General features: G+C 69.9%; 17 protein-coding genes. 10 read left to right on the top strand and 7 right to left on the bottom strand.

What is annotated here, in order from left to right; translation table 11 throughout:
• The first annotated feature begins 16 nt into the window (after positions 1 to 16).
• Positions 17 to 853: an AraC family transcriptional regulator gene (locus tag QSJ95_RS16995; protein ID WP_285643975.1), complete on the top strand. Its 837-nt coding sequence runs from the start codon at positions 17 to 19 to the stop codon at positions 851 to 853.
• A 51-nt stretch (positions 854 to 904) separates the two neighbouring features.
• Positions 905 to 1,510, top strand: a complete 606-nt coding sequence (locus QSJ95_RS16990) for a LysE family translocator (protein WP_061561205.1) — start codon at positions 905 to 907, stop codon at positions 1,508 to 1,510.
• Between the two features lie 587 nt (positions 1,511 to 2,097).
• Here the strand turns inward: QSJ95_RS16990 and QSJ95_RS16985 are convergent.
• From QSJ95_RS16985 to QSJ95_RS16975, 3 genes are all read right to left on the bottom strand, one after another.
• Complete coding sequence (locus tag QSJ95_RS16985; protein ID WP_043267066.1) at positions 2,098 to 2,907, bottom strand: class I SAM-dependent methyltransferase; 810 nt, start codon at positions 2,905 to 2,907, stop codon at positions 2,098 to 2,100.
• 91 nt (positions 2,908 to 2,998) lie between these two features.
• On the bottom strand, positions 2,999 to 3,592 hold the full coding sequence (gene pmrG / locus QSJ95_RS16980; RefSeq protein WP_061561201.1) for a lipopolysaccharide core heptose(II)-phosphate phosphatase PmrG: 594 nt from the start codon (positions 3,590 to 3,592) through the stop codon (positions 2,999 to 3,001).
• A gap of 237 nt (positions 3,593 to 3,829) precedes the next feature.
• A complete protein-coding gene (locus tag QSJ95_RS16975) occupies positions 3,830 to 4,258 on the bottom strand; it encodes a hypothetical protein (RefSeq protein ID WP_145923872.1) in 429 nt (142 codons plus the stop codon).
• 423 nt (positions 4,259 to 4,681) lie between these two features.
• Between QSJ95_RS16975 and QSJ95_RS16970 the strand changes: the two genes are divergently transcribed.
• Positions 4,682 to 5,032 (top strand): hypothetical protein, encoded by a 351-nt coding sequence (locus QSJ95_RS16970; protein ID WP_009618984.1) that lies wholly within the window; start codon positions 4,682 to 4,684, stop codon positions 5,030 to 5,032.
• Between the two features lie 21 nt (positions 5,033 to 5,053).
• Here QSJ95_RS16970 and ddlA read toward each other — a convergent pair whose 3' ends face one another.
• From ddlA to QSJ95_RS16950, 4 genes are all read right to left on the bottom strand, one after another.
• The gene (gene ddlA, locus QSJ95_RS16965) at positions 5,054 to 6,148 is read right to left on the bottom strand and encodes a D-alanine--D-alanine ligase (protein ID WP_058070121.1); all 1,095 of its coding nucleotides are present in this window, start codon (positions 6,146 to 6,148) and stop codon (positions 5,054 to 5,056) included.
• Positions 6,149 to 6,620: 472 nt separating this feature from the next.
• Positions 6,621 to 7,445, bottom strand: a complete 825-nt coding sequence (locus tag QSJ95_RS16960) for an aldo/keto reductase (protein ID WP_285643970.1) — start codon at positions 7,443 to 7,445, stop codon at positions 6,621 to 6,623.
• An 18-nt stretch (positions 7,446 to 7,463) separates the two neighbouring features.
• Positions 7,464 to 7,877 (bottom strand): VOC family protein, encoded by a 414-nt coding sequence (locus QSJ95_RS16955; protein ID WP_009618981.1) that lies wholly within the window; start codon positions 7,875 to 7,877, stop codon positions 7,464 to 7,466.
• A gap of 49 nt (positions 7,878 to 7,926) precedes the next feature.
• Positions 7,927 to 8,475, bottom strand: a complete 549-nt coding sequence (locus tag QSJ95_RS16950) for a histidine phosphatase family protein (protein ID WP_058489023.1) — start codon at positions 8,473 to 8,475, stop codon at positions 7,927 to 7,929.
• Between the two features lie 194 nt (positions 8,476 to 8,669).
• Between QSJ95_RS16950 and QSJ95_RS16945 the strand changes: the two genes are divergently transcribed.
• The 7 genes from QSJ95_RS16945 (at position 8,670) to QSJ95_RS16915 (ending at position 15,252) form a co-directional block, all read left to right on the top strand.
• Positions 8,670 to 8,885 carry a CbtB domain-containing protein gene (locus QSJ95_RS16945; protein WP_043267075.1) on the top strand — a complete coding sequence of 72 codons (216 nt, stop codon included), beginning with the start codon at positions 8,670 to 8,672 and terminating at the stop codon, positions 8,883 to 8,885.
• 17 nt (positions 8,886 to 8,902) lie between these two features.
• Positions 8,903 to 9,661 carry a CbtA family protein gene (locus QSJ95_RS16940; RefSeq protein WP_058489022.1) on the top strand — a complete coding sequence of 253 codons (759 nt, stop codon included), beginning with the start codon at positions 8,903 to 8,905 and terminating at the stop codon, positions 9,659 to 9,661.
• A gap of 270 nt (positions 9,662 to 9,931) precedes the next feature.
• A complete protein-coding gene (locus QSJ95_RS16935; RefSeq protein WP_009618970.1) occupies positions 9,932 to 10,465 on the top strand; it encodes a Csu type fimbrial protein in 534 nt (177 codons plus the stop codon).
• Between the two features lie 49 nt (positions 10,466 to 10,514).
• Positions 10,515 to 11,060, top strand: coding sequence for a Csu type fimbrial protein (locus tag QSJ95_RS16930; RefSeq protein ID WP_009618968.1), 546 nt, complete (start codon positions 10,515 to 10,517; stop codon positions 11,058 to 11,060).
• A gap of 19 nt (positions 11,061 to 11,079) precedes the next feature.
• Entirely contained in the window at positions 11,080 to 11,826 is a 747-nt protein-coding gene (locus QSJ95_RS16925; protein ID WP_267852289.1) for a fimbrial biogenesis chaperone, read from the top strand.
• Between the two features lie 3 nt (positions 11,827 to 11,829).
• Positions 11,830 to 14,211: a fimbria/pilus outer membrane usher protein gene (locus tag QSJ95_RS16920; protein ID WP_285643957.1), complete on the top strand. Its 2,382-nt coding sequence runs from the start codon at positions 11,830 to 11,832 to the stop codon at positions 14,209 to 14,211.
• Between the two features lie 15 nt (positions 14,212 to 14,226).
• The gene (locus QSJ95_RS16915; protein WP_058489019.1) at positions 14,227 to 15,252 is read left to right on the top strand and encodes a Csu type fimbrial protein; all 1,026 of its coding nucleotides are present in this window, start codon (positions 14,227 to 14,229) and stop codon (positions 15,250 to 15,252) included.
• Positions 15,253 to 15,255 lie beyond the last annotated feature (3 nt).

Genomic DNA, 15,255 nt, shown 5'->3' with positions numbered 1-15,255 from the left:
GCGGCGGAGGCGCGGCATGTACAGCGACAACTGGATCGACCTGGCGCAGGATGCCGACACCGGCATCGAGACGCTGCGCGCCCATTTCAAGGGCCACGCCTACGATCCGCACTGGCACGACGCCTACCTGATCGGCTTCACCGAGACCGGCGTGCAGCAGTTCCGCTGCCGCCAGGCGCGCAACGTCAGCACGCCGGGCAAGGTGTTCTTCCTCGAACCCGGGGAGATCCACGACGGCGACGCGCCCACCGCCGGCGGCTTCACCTACCGCATGCTCTACCTCGACCCGCAGTGGCTGGAGCGCGAAGTGGGCGCGCTGTTCGAGGAGGCCCCGGCCGATTGCCAGTTGAGCGTGCCCCAGGTGCTGTTCGACGACACGCGCATGGCCGCCGCCATCGACGCCGCCTTCCAGGCCGTGCATGGCCAGGACCTGCGCATCGTGCGCCAGGCGGCCCTCGACGAGTTGCTCGGCGGCCTCACCCAACGCCTGCACTGGCGCAAGCGCATCGACGACCACCCGCGCCTGCCTCTGGTGGCCCTGCGCGCCCGGGACTACCTGCACGCCAACCTGATGCAGGACATCGACCTCGACGACCTGGCCCGCGCCGCCGGCTGCGACCGTTTCCGCCTCAGCCGCGCGTTCAAGGAGGCCTTCGGCCTGCCGCCGCACGCGTACCTGATCCAGCTGCGCCTGGCCCGCGCACGCCAGTTGCTGGGCCGCGGCCTGGCTCCGGCGCAGGTTGCAGCCGACCTCGGTTTCGCCGACCAGAGCCATCTGGGGCGCTGGTTCCGCCGCGCCTATGGCGTTACCCCGGCGTACTACCGGCAGCGCTGCTCAAAGCTTCCAGACTGACGGCCGGGCCGCGGCGAGGATAGCGGCTCCACGTCCCACGGAGCCCTTGTCATGATCCAGGCCCTGCAGCAATGGCTGCCCTTCCTGCTGTTCGCTTTCGTCGCCGCCATCACCCCCGGGCCGACCAACCTGCTGATCTTCAGCAACAGCGCCCGCCACGGCTGGAGCGCGGCGCTGCCCATCGTCTTCGGCGGCTGCGGCGGCGCGGCGCTGGTGGTGCTGGCGGTGGGCAGCGGCCTGGGCGAGTTGCTCGCCGGGCGGCCGCAGGTGCAGGGCATCATGGCCGCCGCCGGGGTGCTGTGGCTGACCTGGCTGGCCTGGCAGATCTGGAGCAGCCCGCCGCCTGGCCTGGAAAGCGCCGTGCCGGCACGGCGCGTCGGCCTGCTGGATGCGGCGCTGCTGCAACTGGTGAACCCGAAGAACTGGACGGTGGCCCTGGCGGTGATCGGCGTCTATGCCGGCCAGGGCGACGACCGCCTGTTGCGCATCCAGTTGATGTCGCTGTTATTCTTCATGGTTGGCGTGCCTTGCCTGAGCGCCTGGGCCGGGCTCGGCGCCGGCAGTGCGCGGTTGTTGCGCTCGCCGCGGGCGTTGCAGCGGTTGAATCGGGGGTTGGCGGTGCTTCTGGTGCTGTCGGCTTGGGCTGGGGTTTTGTAGGAGGGGCTGAGCGGACCACCACAGGCAGGCCTGTGGTGTGTGGCCTGAAGAGCGCCCTCTCCCTAACCCTCTCCCTGAAGGGAGAGGGGACCGTTCGGAGTGCGTTGGTGTTTCGGCGTTAGATGGCTAGGTGGGGAAAGCCCGAGCGCCGATGTCATTCCCACTGTAGGAGCGCGCCCTGCGCGCGAATCGCGGGCAAGGCCCGCTCCGGTTCCGGGAAGCACTGCTCTTCGTAGGATGGGTTGAGCTTGCGATACCCATGCTGCCGTGGTGATGGGTATCGCTTCGCTCAACGCCATCCTACGAAAAGCACCTCGGCACAAGACAGTTGCTCCTACCATACCGGTGCGCATGGCTTCTCGTAGGAGCGAATCGAGCGAGCAGGCCTGCGGCCCCCTCACCCTAACCCTCTCCCGGAGGGAGAGGGGACCGTTCGGCGTGCGCGGGTGTTTCGGCGTTAGCCGGCAACTACGGGATTCCCAACTGACTCCATCTCCCTTCTCGGCACGGACTAGCCCCCTCTCCCTCCGGGAGAGGGCTGGGGTGAGGGAAAAACCCGAGCGCCGATGTCACACCCATGCAGCCACCTACCAGCGATAACGCAGCAACCGACCGATACGACCCAGGGTGGGCCAGCGCTGCATCAGTTGCACGAATGCGCGGGACGACCAGGCCATCCGCCGGCATTCCTCGGGGGTGTAGGTGAGGCGCTCCTCGACCAGTTGCAGGCCTGGCACCAACGCCTCCAGTTCCTTGGGCTCGTCCAGTGCCCAGTGCACCCGGGCGCCGCGTGCCCAGAAGGGCAGGAACAGCCCCAGCATGCGGATGCCGAAGCGGTTGTAGCCGTCGAAGATCAGCTCGCCCTGGGGGAAGCGCGCCAGCAAGCCGCGCAGCAATGCGCTCACCTCCGCTTCGCGCAGGTAGGGCATCAGGCCTTCGGCGACGATCAGCAGCGGGCGGCCGGTGGGCAGCGCGTCGAGCCAGGACGGGTCGCCCATGGCGCCGGGCAGCAGGGTGCAGCCTTCGCGCGCCGGGTATACCTCGCTGCGCAGCGCCAGCACGTCCGGGTAGTCCACTTCGAACCAGGCCACGCTGGGCGGCGGGTCAAGGCGGAACACCCGGCTGTCCAGGCCGCAGCCCAGGTGCGCCACGCAGGCGTCGGGGTGGGCGGCGAGGAATTCGGCGGCCCAGCGGTCGAGCTTCCAGGCGCGCAGGGCGATGCCGACGTAGCTGCTGCGGCCCAGGCGGAAGCGCGCGAAGTCGTAGTCCAGGCGCGCCAGCGCGGCGGCCGCGAAGCGGTCCTGCAGCAACGAATCGGGCAGACGGCTTTCCATGGCCTTGGCGTAGAAGGTGATCAGCAGGGTTTCCTTGACCCCGCCGAGCTGGACGCGTGGCATTGGCGGCTCCCGGGGCGGACGACGGCACCGCCCTCCCCCGCAAGCCTAGGACCGCTTCCGCCGATGCCGCAAGCGCAGCGGCGCCGTCGGCTCAGCGCAATTGCAGGCGAGCCCAGTCCCGCGGGGCGATCTCGCCGGCCAGTTGCAGGCCGCCGCGGGCGTCGCTGAACAGCACCAGCGAGGTGCCGTAGCCGGGGGTTTCCAGGTCCCGGTGGCTGAGCGCCTGGGCCAGTTGCTCCATGCATTCGCTGTGGGTGACCAGGATCAGGTTGCGGTGGCTGGCCTTGTGTTCCAGCACGTGGTTGAGCAGGTTGCCGGTGCAGTCGGCGACCCAGGCCTGGCCCAGGGTGCCGTCGCCGAACATCAGGCTGGCGGTCTGCAGGGTGCGCGTCAGCGGGCTGGCGTAGACGTCGGCGTTGTCCAGACCGAAGCGGCTGCGGTAGTCGTCGCCCAGGGCCGTGGCCAGCGCCCCGCCGCGCACCGTGATGCCGTCCTCGGCGCCCAGGCAGGGGGCGTCGGAGCGGTCGCAGCGTTCGGCGTGGCGCACCAGCACCACCACCTCGCCCAGGCGCCAGTGGCGGGCCAGGTCGTCCTCGCCCGGCAGCGGCGGGCGCTGCGCCGCGACGCTGGCCGCGCCGCACAGGGCCACGGCCAGCAGGCCGAGCAGCCCGCAGGCCAGGGCCATTACCCGTCCGGATGGACGCCGCCAGGTTTCCGGAATCTGCCTCACTTCGCCACAGGCCTCGCGCTCGATGGTTCGGAACGCACCCGGCACGCTGCCGGATGCTGGCCGCCATCCTGCACGGGCGAAGGTGAAAACTCCGCGAGGCGAATGTGAGGATTTCGTTGAGCGCCGGCCGCCGCTCGGGAGGCCAACGCTCCGCAGGGCCAGGGCCGTCGGCGGGCCCTGGCCGGGCGGGGGTCAGTCGCTGATGCCCTGGATGTCGTTGAAGGTGGACAGCAGGGTGTTCAGCGAGTCCAGGCTGCGGTCCTTGTCCGGGGACTTGGCGTGCAGTTCCCGCACCGCGCCCTCGACCGCCGCGTTGGCGGCCTTCCAGTCCTCCGGGCTCTTGCGCTTGAGCTCGGCGGCGGCGGCGCGCCACTTGGCCTGCAGGGCGTCGACCTTGGCCCGGGCGGTGGCGAAGTCGTCGGCGCCCACCGCGTCGAGCGACTCCTCGGCCAGGCGGCCGTATTCGCTGAGGTCGCCCAGCGGGCCCTGCTGGTCGTCGGCCTCCATGCCGCTGGGCGGTGCGGCGTCCTCGGCCCAGGCCGGGTTGTGTGCGACCGGAACAACAGCAACCAGCAGCGCCGCCAGCGCTGCCGCCAATACCGTCCGCGAGGAAGAACTCATCGTCTGGCTCCTTAGGCTGGCCAATGTGACTTCGAGGAGTGTAGAGGCTGGACGGTCAAATTTGCAGCCACCGGGCACGGCCTCGGCAAACCGGGAACGCCATCGAGAAAACCCTCATCAAGGAATTTCCCTACAGCACATAACGCTCAGCTCCCACGAGCCGGATCGATAGTCTTCCCGCCGTCATGGCGTTTGCCATGACAGGGTGTCGCAACCCAAAGGTCCTTCAGCACAGCAGCAGCATTCAAAGCAAAGGCGCTACCTGCGCCTAGCGTTTGCCTTGGTCATGGCTGGCCGTGCAGGGCAGGCTTCCGCCTGGCCGGATTCTCCTTGGACCTCCGGTTTGCGACCCCTGCACGGCTCGCCGCCCTCCGTGTCGCAACGGAAGCGGCGGGTTCCATCCGGTCCAAGGAGCGTAAGGAAATGCACCAGTTCCCTTCCAAGCCCGCGCCCCTCCGCGCGAAGAACGCCCGCCCGGGCATTCAAGAGCCTTTCAGGATTCGTGAGTTCAAACCCCTTCCGGAAAGCTCGCAGGCCTTCTCCGAAGTGCTTTACATCGACACGCTGGCTCCCTCGACGCAGTTGCTCGACACCGCCCTGCAGCGCCTGCGGGCGCTCGGCGGCGTGCTCGACCTGCTGGAGGAGCACCCCGCCGCCAGTGCCTCGCAGTGGGACCTGGCGCGCTGGAGCGCGACGTTGCGCATGCTCCACGCCGACACCCAGGCACTGCTCGAGGCTGCGCACCAGCGCACCCACGAGGAACGCCCGGAGTAACCGGCCCCCGCCGCGCCCGCCTCAGCGGCTGGTCTGCAGGCGGCGGCGCGCGGCGTGGCGTTCCAGGGCCAGGTCGATCAACCGGCTGACCAGTTCGCTGTAGCTCATGCCGGCGGCCTGCCAGAGCTTGGGGTACATGCTGATGCGGGTGAAGCCGGGCAGCGAGTTGAGTTCGTTGACCAGCACCTGGCCATCGCCGGTGAGGAACACGTCGACCCGCGCCAGGCCCGAGCAGCCCAGCACCTGGAAGGCTTCCACGGCGAGCTGGCGGATGCGCTCGCAGGCCGCGGCATCGATGTCCGCCGGCACCACCACCCGGGCGGCGTCTTCGTCGATGTACTTGCTGTCGTAGGAATAGAAGCCCCCACGCACCACGATCTCGCCACAGCCGCTGGCGATGGGCTCGTCGTTGCCGAGCACCGCGCACTCGATCTCGCGGCCGTTCACCGCGGCCTCCACCAGCACCTTGTCGTCGAAGGCCAGGGCCTGTTGCACGGCGGCGACGTAGCCGGCCTCGTCCTCGACCTTGCTGACACCCACCGAGGAACCCAGGTTGGCCGGCTTGACGAACAGCGGCAGGCCCAGTTGGCGCTGCGCCTCGGCGAAGGGCGTGCGCGCGGCGGTGGCGCGGGTCAGGGTGATGAAGGGGGTGATGGCGATGCCGGCGTCGCGCAGCAGGCGCTTGCTCACGTCCTTGTCCATGCAGATGGCCGAGCCGAGCACGTCGGCGCCGACGAAGGGGATGTCGGCCATGCGCAGCAGGCCCTGCAGGCAGCCGTCCTCGCCCTGGGTGCCGTGGACGATGGGGAAGATCACGTCGACGTGGTCGAGCAACTGCCGGCTACCGGTTTCCACCAGTTGCCGCTCGGCCTTGCCAGGCACCACGGCCAGCTCGCGGTTGGAGCGATTGAGCGCGATCAGCGCCGGGTTCTCCTGGTTGAGCAGGTAGTCGGAGGCGTCGTTCAGGTGCCAGCGGCCGTCCTTGTCGATGCCGATCAACACTGGCTCGAACCGCGAGCGGTCCAGGGCATCGACTATGTTCTTCGCCGACTGCAGCGATACCTCGTGCTCCGCCGAACGCCCACCGAAAATCACCCCGACACGCAACTTGCCCATGACTGCCTCCAGCTTGCTGATGGGCGCTTCTTATCATGGTGGGGGGGATTTTTATAGGAGCGGTGGTCGGGTGAGAGAGCTTGCGGAGGGTGCCTACCGGGTACGTGGGTGCTCGGGCTTGGCTCCGCTCCCTCTCCCTAACCCTCTCCCTGAAGGGAGAGGGGACCGTTTGGAGTGCGTGGGTATTCCTGAGTCAGCCGGCAGCACCGAAGGTTTCCGGCTGGAACCATTCCTCCTCTCGGCACGGACAAGCCCCCTCTCCCTTCAGGGCGGGGCGCGCAGCCGAGGGCTGGGGAGAGGGCGCTCTTGAACACAGCACCTATGCCGCCGGCAAACACCATTCGCGAGCAAACTCGCTTACGAAAAGCTGAAAGCTGAAAGCTGAAAGCCAGAAAGCCAGAAAGCCAGAAAGCCAGAAAGCCAGAAAGCCAAAAGCACGGACAGCCGGAAAAGCCGAAAAGCCAGCCCAGCCTCAAACCACCGCCAGGTGCATCTTGCGCCTTGGCGGCGGGAAGGCCGCGTCCAGCTTCGCCAGGTCCTCCCCATCCAGCCGCAGCTGCAGCGCCGCCGCATTGTCGCGGACATGCACAGCCTCCACCGCCTTGGGAATGGCGATCACCCCTTCCTGGCGGATCAGCCATGCCAGGGCCACCCGCGCCGGTGTCGCGCCGTGGCGTTCGGCCACTTCGCGCAGGGTGGCGTTGCGCAGCAGGCGGCCGCCCTGGCCGACCGGGCAGTAGGCCATCAGCGGCATGCGCTGTTCCTGGCACCAGGGCAGCAGGTCCCATTCGATGCCGCGTTCTTCCAGGCTGTATTGCACCTGGTTGGTGGCGCAGTGCAGGGCGCCCAGTTCCCGCATGTCGTCGAGGTCGAAGTTGGAGACGCCCCAGCGGCGAATCTTGCCGTCCTGGCGCAGGCGTTCGAAGGCCTCGACGGTTTCCTCCAGTGGGTACTGGCCGCGCCAGTGCAGCAGGTAGAGGTCCAGGCAGTCGGTGCCCAGGCGCTTCAGGCTGCGCTCGCAGGCCGCCGGCACGCCGCGGGCGCTGGCGTTGTGCGGGTAGACCTTGCTGACCAGGAAGACCTGCTCGCGCAGGCCGCGGATGGCTTCGCCGACCACCTCTTCCGAGCCGCCCTCGCCGTACATCTCGGCGGTGTCGATCAGCGTCAGGCCCAGCTCGATGCCTTCGCGCAGGGCCGCCACCTCGCGCTTGCGCGCCGCCCTGTCCTCGCCCAGACGCCAGGTGCCCTGGCCGATGGCCGGGACGTAGGCGCCATCGGCGAATACCACCTCTTTCATGCCTTGCTCCTTCTTCGTTCAATGCCAGGGGTCGTAGGTGCCGAAGCTCCACACGTGGCCCTCGGGGTCGCGGCAGGTGAAACCCTGGCCGCCGTAGTCCTCGTCGCGGATGTCGATGACCATCCGCGCGCCGGCGTCCAGCGCGCGGCGGTACAGGGCCTCGGCGTCGGGCACCAGCAGGTACAGGCTCTGGGTGCAGCCGCCGACGTCCTCGGGCCGGCGCATCAGCCGGCCATACTCGTTGTCCACCGCCGAGCCCAGCATCAGCATGCCGCTGCCGTCGGGCAGGCACAGCTGGGCATGGGCCACGCCGCCTTCGCCGTCGTCCACCACCAGTTGGCGGACGAAGCCGAAGGTGTCGCACAACCATTGGATGGCCGCCGGCGCGTCGCGGTAGCGCAGGCAGGGGATCAGGCGGGGATGGCTGGCCATGGCGGTCTCCTCGTGGCGCTGGGGCCCACACAGCATAGACCGCGCCCCGTCACAGGCGCAGGCGCCAGCGGCCGTTGCGGACCAGGCGCAGCACGCCCAGCGGTTCGACGTCGATGGCGTTGAACGCCGCCGCATCGGCCCGCAGCACGTGCAGCGCGGCGGCGCGCAGCACCGCGGGATGGCTGACGACGATGAAGTGGCCGTCCTCGTCGAAGGCATCGAGCCAGGCGCCCACGCGCTCGCACAACTGCACCTGGGATTCGCCGCCGTGGGGCGCGGCGACGGGGTCCGTCAGCCAGGCGGCCAGGTCCTGCGCTGCCGTGGCCTGAAGGGCCTCCAGGCTTTGTCCGCGCCAGGCGCCGTAGTCGCAGTCGCGCAGGGCTTCCACCAGCTGCGGCTCGGCGCCCCAGGCGGCGGCGGTCTGCCGGGCGCGCAGCTCGGGGGCGCAGAGCACCCGGCGCGGCGCCTTGAGCCCGGCGCGACGCTCGGCCAGGCGTTCGTCCTGGCCCGGCTCCAATGGCTCGTCGGCCTGGGCGAAGCAGCCCTGGCGCTGGGCGGCGGTGCGCCCGTGGCAGACGAAGCTCAGGCGGCTCGGCATCGAATTCTCTCCCATTCGCAGGCGCCGGGGTTTACACTGCCCGACGCTCTCGTAGCACTTTGTTACTTGGAAGGAAGCCGGTGAAAACCCGGCACGGTCGCGCCACTGTATTCGGTCCCGGCACCGAGAGTCAGACCCTTCCCCACAAAACGAACCGCCAACCGTTTCAGGACGCGCAATCCTAGGAGGTTTCCATGGCTCATTCAGCCACCCACGCCGATACCGGCACATCGCTCCCCGTCATCCCGCTTTCCGAGCTGCTGCCCTGGGCCATCTTCGGCGGCCTGCTGCTGCTCCTGGCGCTGTACTTCGTCGGCGCCGAACAGGGCGCCACCTCGATGTTCAAGGGCATGTACGTGCACGAATTCGTCCACGACGGCCGCCACCTGCTGGGCTTCCCCTGCCACTGACCCGGGGACTCCCTGACATGACTGGAAAACTCCTGCTGCGCGGGATGCTCGTCGGCGTCCTGGCGGGCCTGATCGTCTTCGCGTTCGCCTTCGTCTTCGGCGAGCCCCAGGTGGACCGCGCCATCGCCTTCGAAGAACAGATGTCGGCCCTGCACGAGGCCGAGGAAGCCACCAGCGGCGGCGCCGCCCACGACCACGAGGAAGAGCTGGTCAGCCGCGAGGTCCAGGCCAGCTTCGGCCTGCTCACCGGCGTGGTGGTCTACGGCGCCGCCATGGGCGGGCTGTTCGCCCTGGTGTTCGCCTACGGCCTGGGCCGCACCGGGCGCCTGAGCCCGCGCGCGCTGAGCGCACTGCTGGCCCTGGCGGCCTTCGTCGCCCTATACCTGGTGCCGAGCCTGAAATACCCGGCCAACCCGCCGTCGGTGGGCGACCCGGAGAGCATCCGCCAGCGCACCGCGCTGTTCTTCCTGATGATCGCGCTGTCCATCGCCGCCGCCGTCATCTCGCTGAACCTGGGCCGCCGCCTGCTCGCCGAGCACGGCGCCTGGACCGGCGCCGTCGCCGGCATCGCCGTGTACCTGGGCATCTGCGCCGTCGCCGGCCTGCTGTTCCCGGCCGTGCGCGAAGTGCCGGCGGACTTCCCGGCCGACCTGCTGTGGCAGTTCCGCCTGGTGTCCCTGGGCATCCAGGCGATCCTCTGGAGCACCGTCGGGCTGGTGTTCGGCTGGTGGATCGAATCCCGGCCGCTGAGTCAATCGCTCATAGGAAAGGCCTGACCGCCTCCGGCCAGCCATTTTCCGCCGCGGGTCCCGTCATCGGGACCCGCTTTCCTACCCCGCCATCTCCCCGCTTTTTCCAGACACCCTCCCCCATCGGCACTGTAGACAAAGCCGTCGATTCTTGAGGCCTGCAAGGCCTACATCGACCTACAAAAAACACCTTCTCGATCTGGCGAATAAGCCTACGAACCCAGCAGCAGTTTCAGATAGTTCAACTTGGTCATTCCTGGGGAAAATTTCCGCAATTCCCTTAGCGAGGCCAAGACCATGCCGCATCACAAGCTCAAGTACGTCCTAGCCACCGCCTTCGCCCTGCCCCTGAGCCAGGCCGCGGCGGACATCAAGGGCCAGGTGGGTGTCGTCCTGGAGGTTTCCAAAGGCTGCCAGGTGACCCAGGGCAGCGCCTCCAGCGAAGGCATCCTCAACTTCGGTACGCTCAACTTCCCCCGGACCAGCCCGACCTGGACCCGCGCGCTCAAGGCACGCCTGGCCGGCCCGGACGGCAACAGCCTTCAGGTCACCTGCGACCCGGTCACCACTTTCTTCAATGTCATCATCGACGGCGGCCTGCGCGGTGACCGCTCACTGCTCAACGGCAGCGGCACCGACACGGTCAGCTACTTGCTGTACCGGGACTCCGCCGGCAAGAGCCCCTATGTCATCAACAGAGGGGCAACCTTCAGGGTTCCCGCCGACGGCAAGGCCGTGGATGTGCCGATCTACGGCACCATCGCACCGAACGCCAACGCCAAGGGCAGCGGCGTCTACAGGGACACGCTGACCCTCACCCTGGAATTCTGAGGCCGCTGCCGCAATCGCCCAGGGCGAAACCGGCCGGTCCTTCCCCGCCATGACGCTTCCTCACCTGCTGCCTCGCGCCGCGGCGACCGGGCTGGCCCTGCTGCTAGCCAGCCTGCTGCAGGCGCCGGGCAGCGATGCCGCCACCCGGGCCGGCTTCCGCGTCTCCGCCAGCGTTACCCAGGGCTGCCTGGTCAACCATGCGCCGCCCGGCAACGGCGGCAACCTGGGCAACCTCGGCCGCTTGGACTTCGGCCGCCATCCGGCCACTTCCACGGCCAGGATCGGCGCCCAGCTGACGCCCAATGGCGCCATCACTCTCGCCTGCACCCCCGGCATCGCCCTGCGTATGACGGTCGATGGCGGCCAGCACGCCACCGGTGGCCTGCGCCACCTTGGCGCGGGCAACGCGCGGCTGGCCTATCGCCTGTACGCCGATGCCGGCCTCAGCCGGGAAATCCCCATCGGCGGCAACCTGAGCATCGACTACGGCAACCCCGACGACATCCGCCTGCCGATCCATGCCGCCCTCCAGTTGCCCGGCAACCAGTCCGCCGGGCGTTACCAGGACCGGCTCACCGTGACCCTGTCATGGTGAGCGCGCCAGGAGCCCCGTGATGCCCTTGCCCGATACCCGCCTGCGCTTCGTCGCGGCCCTGCTCGCCGCCCTCGCCCTGCCGGCCGCCACAGCCCGCGCCGCCAGCTCGATCCTGATCTGGCCGATCGACCCGGTGCTGGAACACGACCAGCGGGCCAGCGCGCTCTGGCTGGAAAACCGCGGCGCCCAGCCGGCCCAGTTGCAACTGCGCATCTTCGCCTGGAGCCAGGCCGGCGGCGAGGAGCACTTCCAGGCGCAGCGCGAGGTGGTCGGCAGCCCGCCGATGCTGCGCATCCCGGCGGGGGCCAGGCAACTGGTGCGCCTCACCCGCCTGGCGCCGACCGCCCCCGGCAGCGAGCGCGCCTACCGCATCGTCATCGACGAGATTCCCGCGCCGCAGGCCCAGCAGCCAGCGGCCGAGGGCAGCGACATCCGCTTCCAGCTGCGCTATTCGGTACCGCTGTTCCTCTACGGCGACGGGCTCGGCGCGAAGGACGCGACGGCCGCGCGGCTGGACTGGCGCCTGGTCGACGAAGGCGGCCGCACCTACCTGGAGGTGCGCAACCGCGGCGCGGTGCATGTCCGCCTGACGCGGGCGGCCATCGAACAGGGCGACGGTACCCTGCCGGTGGGCGACGACCTGCTCGGCTACGTGCTGGCCGGCAGCGCCATGCGCTGGCCAATGCCGCGCAAGCCCGCCAGCGGCGGGCGCCTGTGGGCCGAGATCAATGGCGTGCGCGGCGAGATTCCCGCCGCGGCGCCCTGAAGCATGGGCAGGCAGACGCGCCCCTGGCTGCCGCTGCTCACCGGCGCCACCCTGCTGTTCGAGGCGGAACGCCTGTCGAGTGCGCCGCTGCCACCGCCGCCCCGGGATGCGGGCGCCCTGTCCGACGACCAGCAACTCTACCTGGAGCTGCTGGTGAACCTGCGCACGAGCGGCCAGGTGGTGGCGGTGACGTTGCGCCAGGGCCGCTTCTGGGTCGAGGCCGCCGACCTGCGCGCGGCCGGCCTGCCGGTGCCGCGCGGCGGCCAGGTCGACGTCGGCGGCCTGCCCGGCGTCGAGGTGCGCTACGAGGCCGCCAGCCAGCGCCTGCTGCTGCAGGTGCCGCCGCAGTGGTTGCCCGAGCAGCAGCTCGGCCAGGCGCGCGCCACCGGCTACGTGCCGGCACGCAGCAGCTTCGGCGCTCTGCTCAACTACCAGTTCTACGCCAGCAGCCCGCGACGCGGCCAGGATACGAGCACGGCCTGGGCCGACCTGCGCCTGTTCGGCGGCTTCGGCGTCTTCAGCCACAGCGGCGTCTACCAGCAGGTCCATGGCGGTTCGGCACAGCCCAGCCGCTACCTGCGCTACGACAGCAACTGGCGCTACGACGACGAGGAACGCCTGCTGACCTACGAGGCCGGCGACCTGGTCAGCCGCTCCCTGGCCTGGAGCACGCCGGTGCGCCTGGGCGGGCTGCAGTTGTCGCGCAACTTCGCCATCCGCCCCGACGTGCTGACCTACCCGCTGCCGCGCTTCGCCGGCGAAGCGGCGTTGCCCAGCACCCTGGACCTGTTCATCGACGGCTACCGCAACGGCCGCTTCGAACTGCAGCCCGGCCCCTTCAGCATCGGCAACCTGCCCTACATCAACGGCGCCGGCCAGGCGGTGCTGCAGACCACCGACGCCCTGGGCCGCCAGATCTCCACCAGCGTGCCCTTCTACGTCAGCAGCGACCTGCTGCGCCCGGGCCTGAGCGACTTCTCCCTGGGCCTGGGCAACCTCCGGCGCGGCTATGGCCAGGACAACTTCGCCTACGGGCCAGGCGCCTTCACCGGCGCCCTGCGCCACGGCCTGAGCGACACCTTCACCCTGGAGGCCCAGGCCGAAGCCGCCGCCGGCCTCGCCCAGGCCGGCCTGGGCGGCATGCTGCGCCTGGGCACCCTGGGCGTGCTCAACGGCGCCATCAGCCACGGCCAGCACGGCGGCGACGGCGGAAGGCAGCTGAGCTTCGGCTACCAGTACAACGCGCGGCGCTTCAGCTTCACCGTGCAACGCCTGCAGCGCGATGCCGACTACAGCGACCTGGCCCGCTACGACGACACCCGGCAGCGCCCCCGGCGCCGCCAGGACGACGACGATGACCGCTACTGGCGCCTACGCCCCAGCCGCAGCAGCACCCAGGCCACCGCCAGCGTGACGCTGGACGACTGGGGCAGCCTGGGCGCCGGCTATTTCGACGTCGAGGCCGGCGACGGCAGCCGCACCCGCCTGCTCAACCTGTCCTGGAGCCGGCCGCTGTGGGGCGATGCCAGCCTCTACCTGTCCGCCAACCGCGAGCTGGGCAACGGCAAATGGAGCAGCGCCGTGCAACTGGTGGTGCCGTTCGACCTGCGCGGCACCCTCAGCGTCGGCGTCGAACGCAGCGCCAGCGGGGACGGTAGCCGCCGCGTCGACTACAGCGAGTCGGCGCCCAGCGAGGGCGGTTTCGGCTGGAACCTCGGCTACGTCGACAACGGCCGGGCCGACGACTGGCGCCATGCCGCGCTGAACTGGCGCGGCGACCGCCTGCAGCTCCAGGGCGGCGTCTATGGCAGCGCGCGGGAGCAGACCCACTGGGCCGACGCCAGCGGTTCGCTGGCCTGGATGGACGGCGCGCTGTTCCCCGCCAACCGCGTGCACGACGCCTTCGTGCTGGTCAGCACCGACGGCCAGGCCGGCGTTCCGGTGCGCTACGAGAACCAGCTGGTCGGCCACACCAACGCCGACGGTCACCTGCTGGTGCCCTGGAGCAGCGCCTACTACGCCGGCAAGTACGAGATCGACCCGCTGGGCCTGGCCTCCAACGTCGTGGCGCCGCTGGTGGAGCAGCGCGTGGCGGTGCGCTCCGGCAGCGGCTACCTGCTGCGCTTCCCGTTGCAGCGGGTGCTGGCCGCCAGCCTGCTGCTGCACGACAGCCACGGCCGGCCGCTGCCGATCGGCGCCCAGGCCCGCGTCAACGGTGGCCCGCCGGTGCCGGTGGGCTGGGACGGGCTGGTCTACCTGGAACACCTGCAGGCGCACAACCGCCTGCGCGTAAGCCTGCCCGACGGCCAGGCCTGCAGCCTGGTCTTCGACCTCGACCCGCAGGCCGAAGAACTGGCGCAGCTGGGCCCGTTGCCCTGCCGCTGAACCCCGGAGTCGACCATGACCATACCGCGCTACCTGCTCCCCCTCCTGGCCCTGGCGCCACTCACCGGCCTGGCCCATACCGTGACCGAGCAATGCAAACCCAACCCCGGCAACGCGAGCTTCGGCACCCACGGCTCGATGACCATCGCCAACGGCGCCCCGGCCAGGCAGCTCTCCGGCGGCGCCCAATGCAGCCTCAAGGGCTACCCGATCCGCGAAAACTGGATACGCCTGCTCCCGGAGAACCTCAACGGCGGCGTGCTGCGCAACGCCGCCACGGGCGACACCATCCCCTTCGAGCTGTACGGCGACGCCGGCCTGACCCAGCGCCTGCAGCAGGGCCTGTTCTACGACTATTCCCGCTTCCCGTTTCCCGGCGGCACGCCGGACGTCTCGCAATTCCCCCTGCACGCCCGCCTGCGCCCGGCCAACGTGGCGCCCGGCACCTACACCGCCACCATCCAGCTGCGCTGGCACTGGCGCATCTGCGTGGCCGGCCGGGTGCTGGGCGCCTGCTATTTCCCCGGCTGGGACATCACGCCCGGCGTGAGCGGCGGCTGCCTGCTGGAAGTCTGCACCTCGGCGCCGACCGACTGGGGCACGGGCGTGCTCACCAGCCTGCAACTGACGGTGCAGGTCCGCCGCGACTGCCAGCTCAACGCGCCCGCCGTGAACTTCGGCAGCGCGCCACTGATCGCCGGCTTCCGCCCGGTGCAGCAGCGCATCCAGGTGCGCTGCTCCAAGGGCACGAGCTACGACGTCGGCCTGAGCGACGGCGTCAACGCCAGCGGCGGCCAGCGGCACATGGCCAGCGGCGGCAACCGCCTGGCCTACGAGCTGTACAAGTCGAGCAGCGGCAGCGAGCGCTGGGGCTCTGCGGGCACTGAAAGGCGCCCCAGCAGCAGCGCCGAACTGAACCCCGGCAGCCTCGACGGCCTCACCTACCAGGGCTTCGACTACCGCGCGGAAATCCTCCCCGACCAGCCCACGCCGCCAGCCGGCACCTACAGCGACAGCGTGGTGGTGGATGTGCGCTTCTGAGCG

Source organism: Pseudomonas sp. NBRC 100443, from assembly GCF_030268185.1.
Taxonomy (GTDB): Bacteria; Pseudomonadota; Gammaproteobacteria; order Pseudomonadales; family Pseudomonadaceae; genus Pseudomonas; species Pseudomonas citronellolis.
This window is presented reverse-complemented; position numbering and strand designations above follow the sequence as displayed.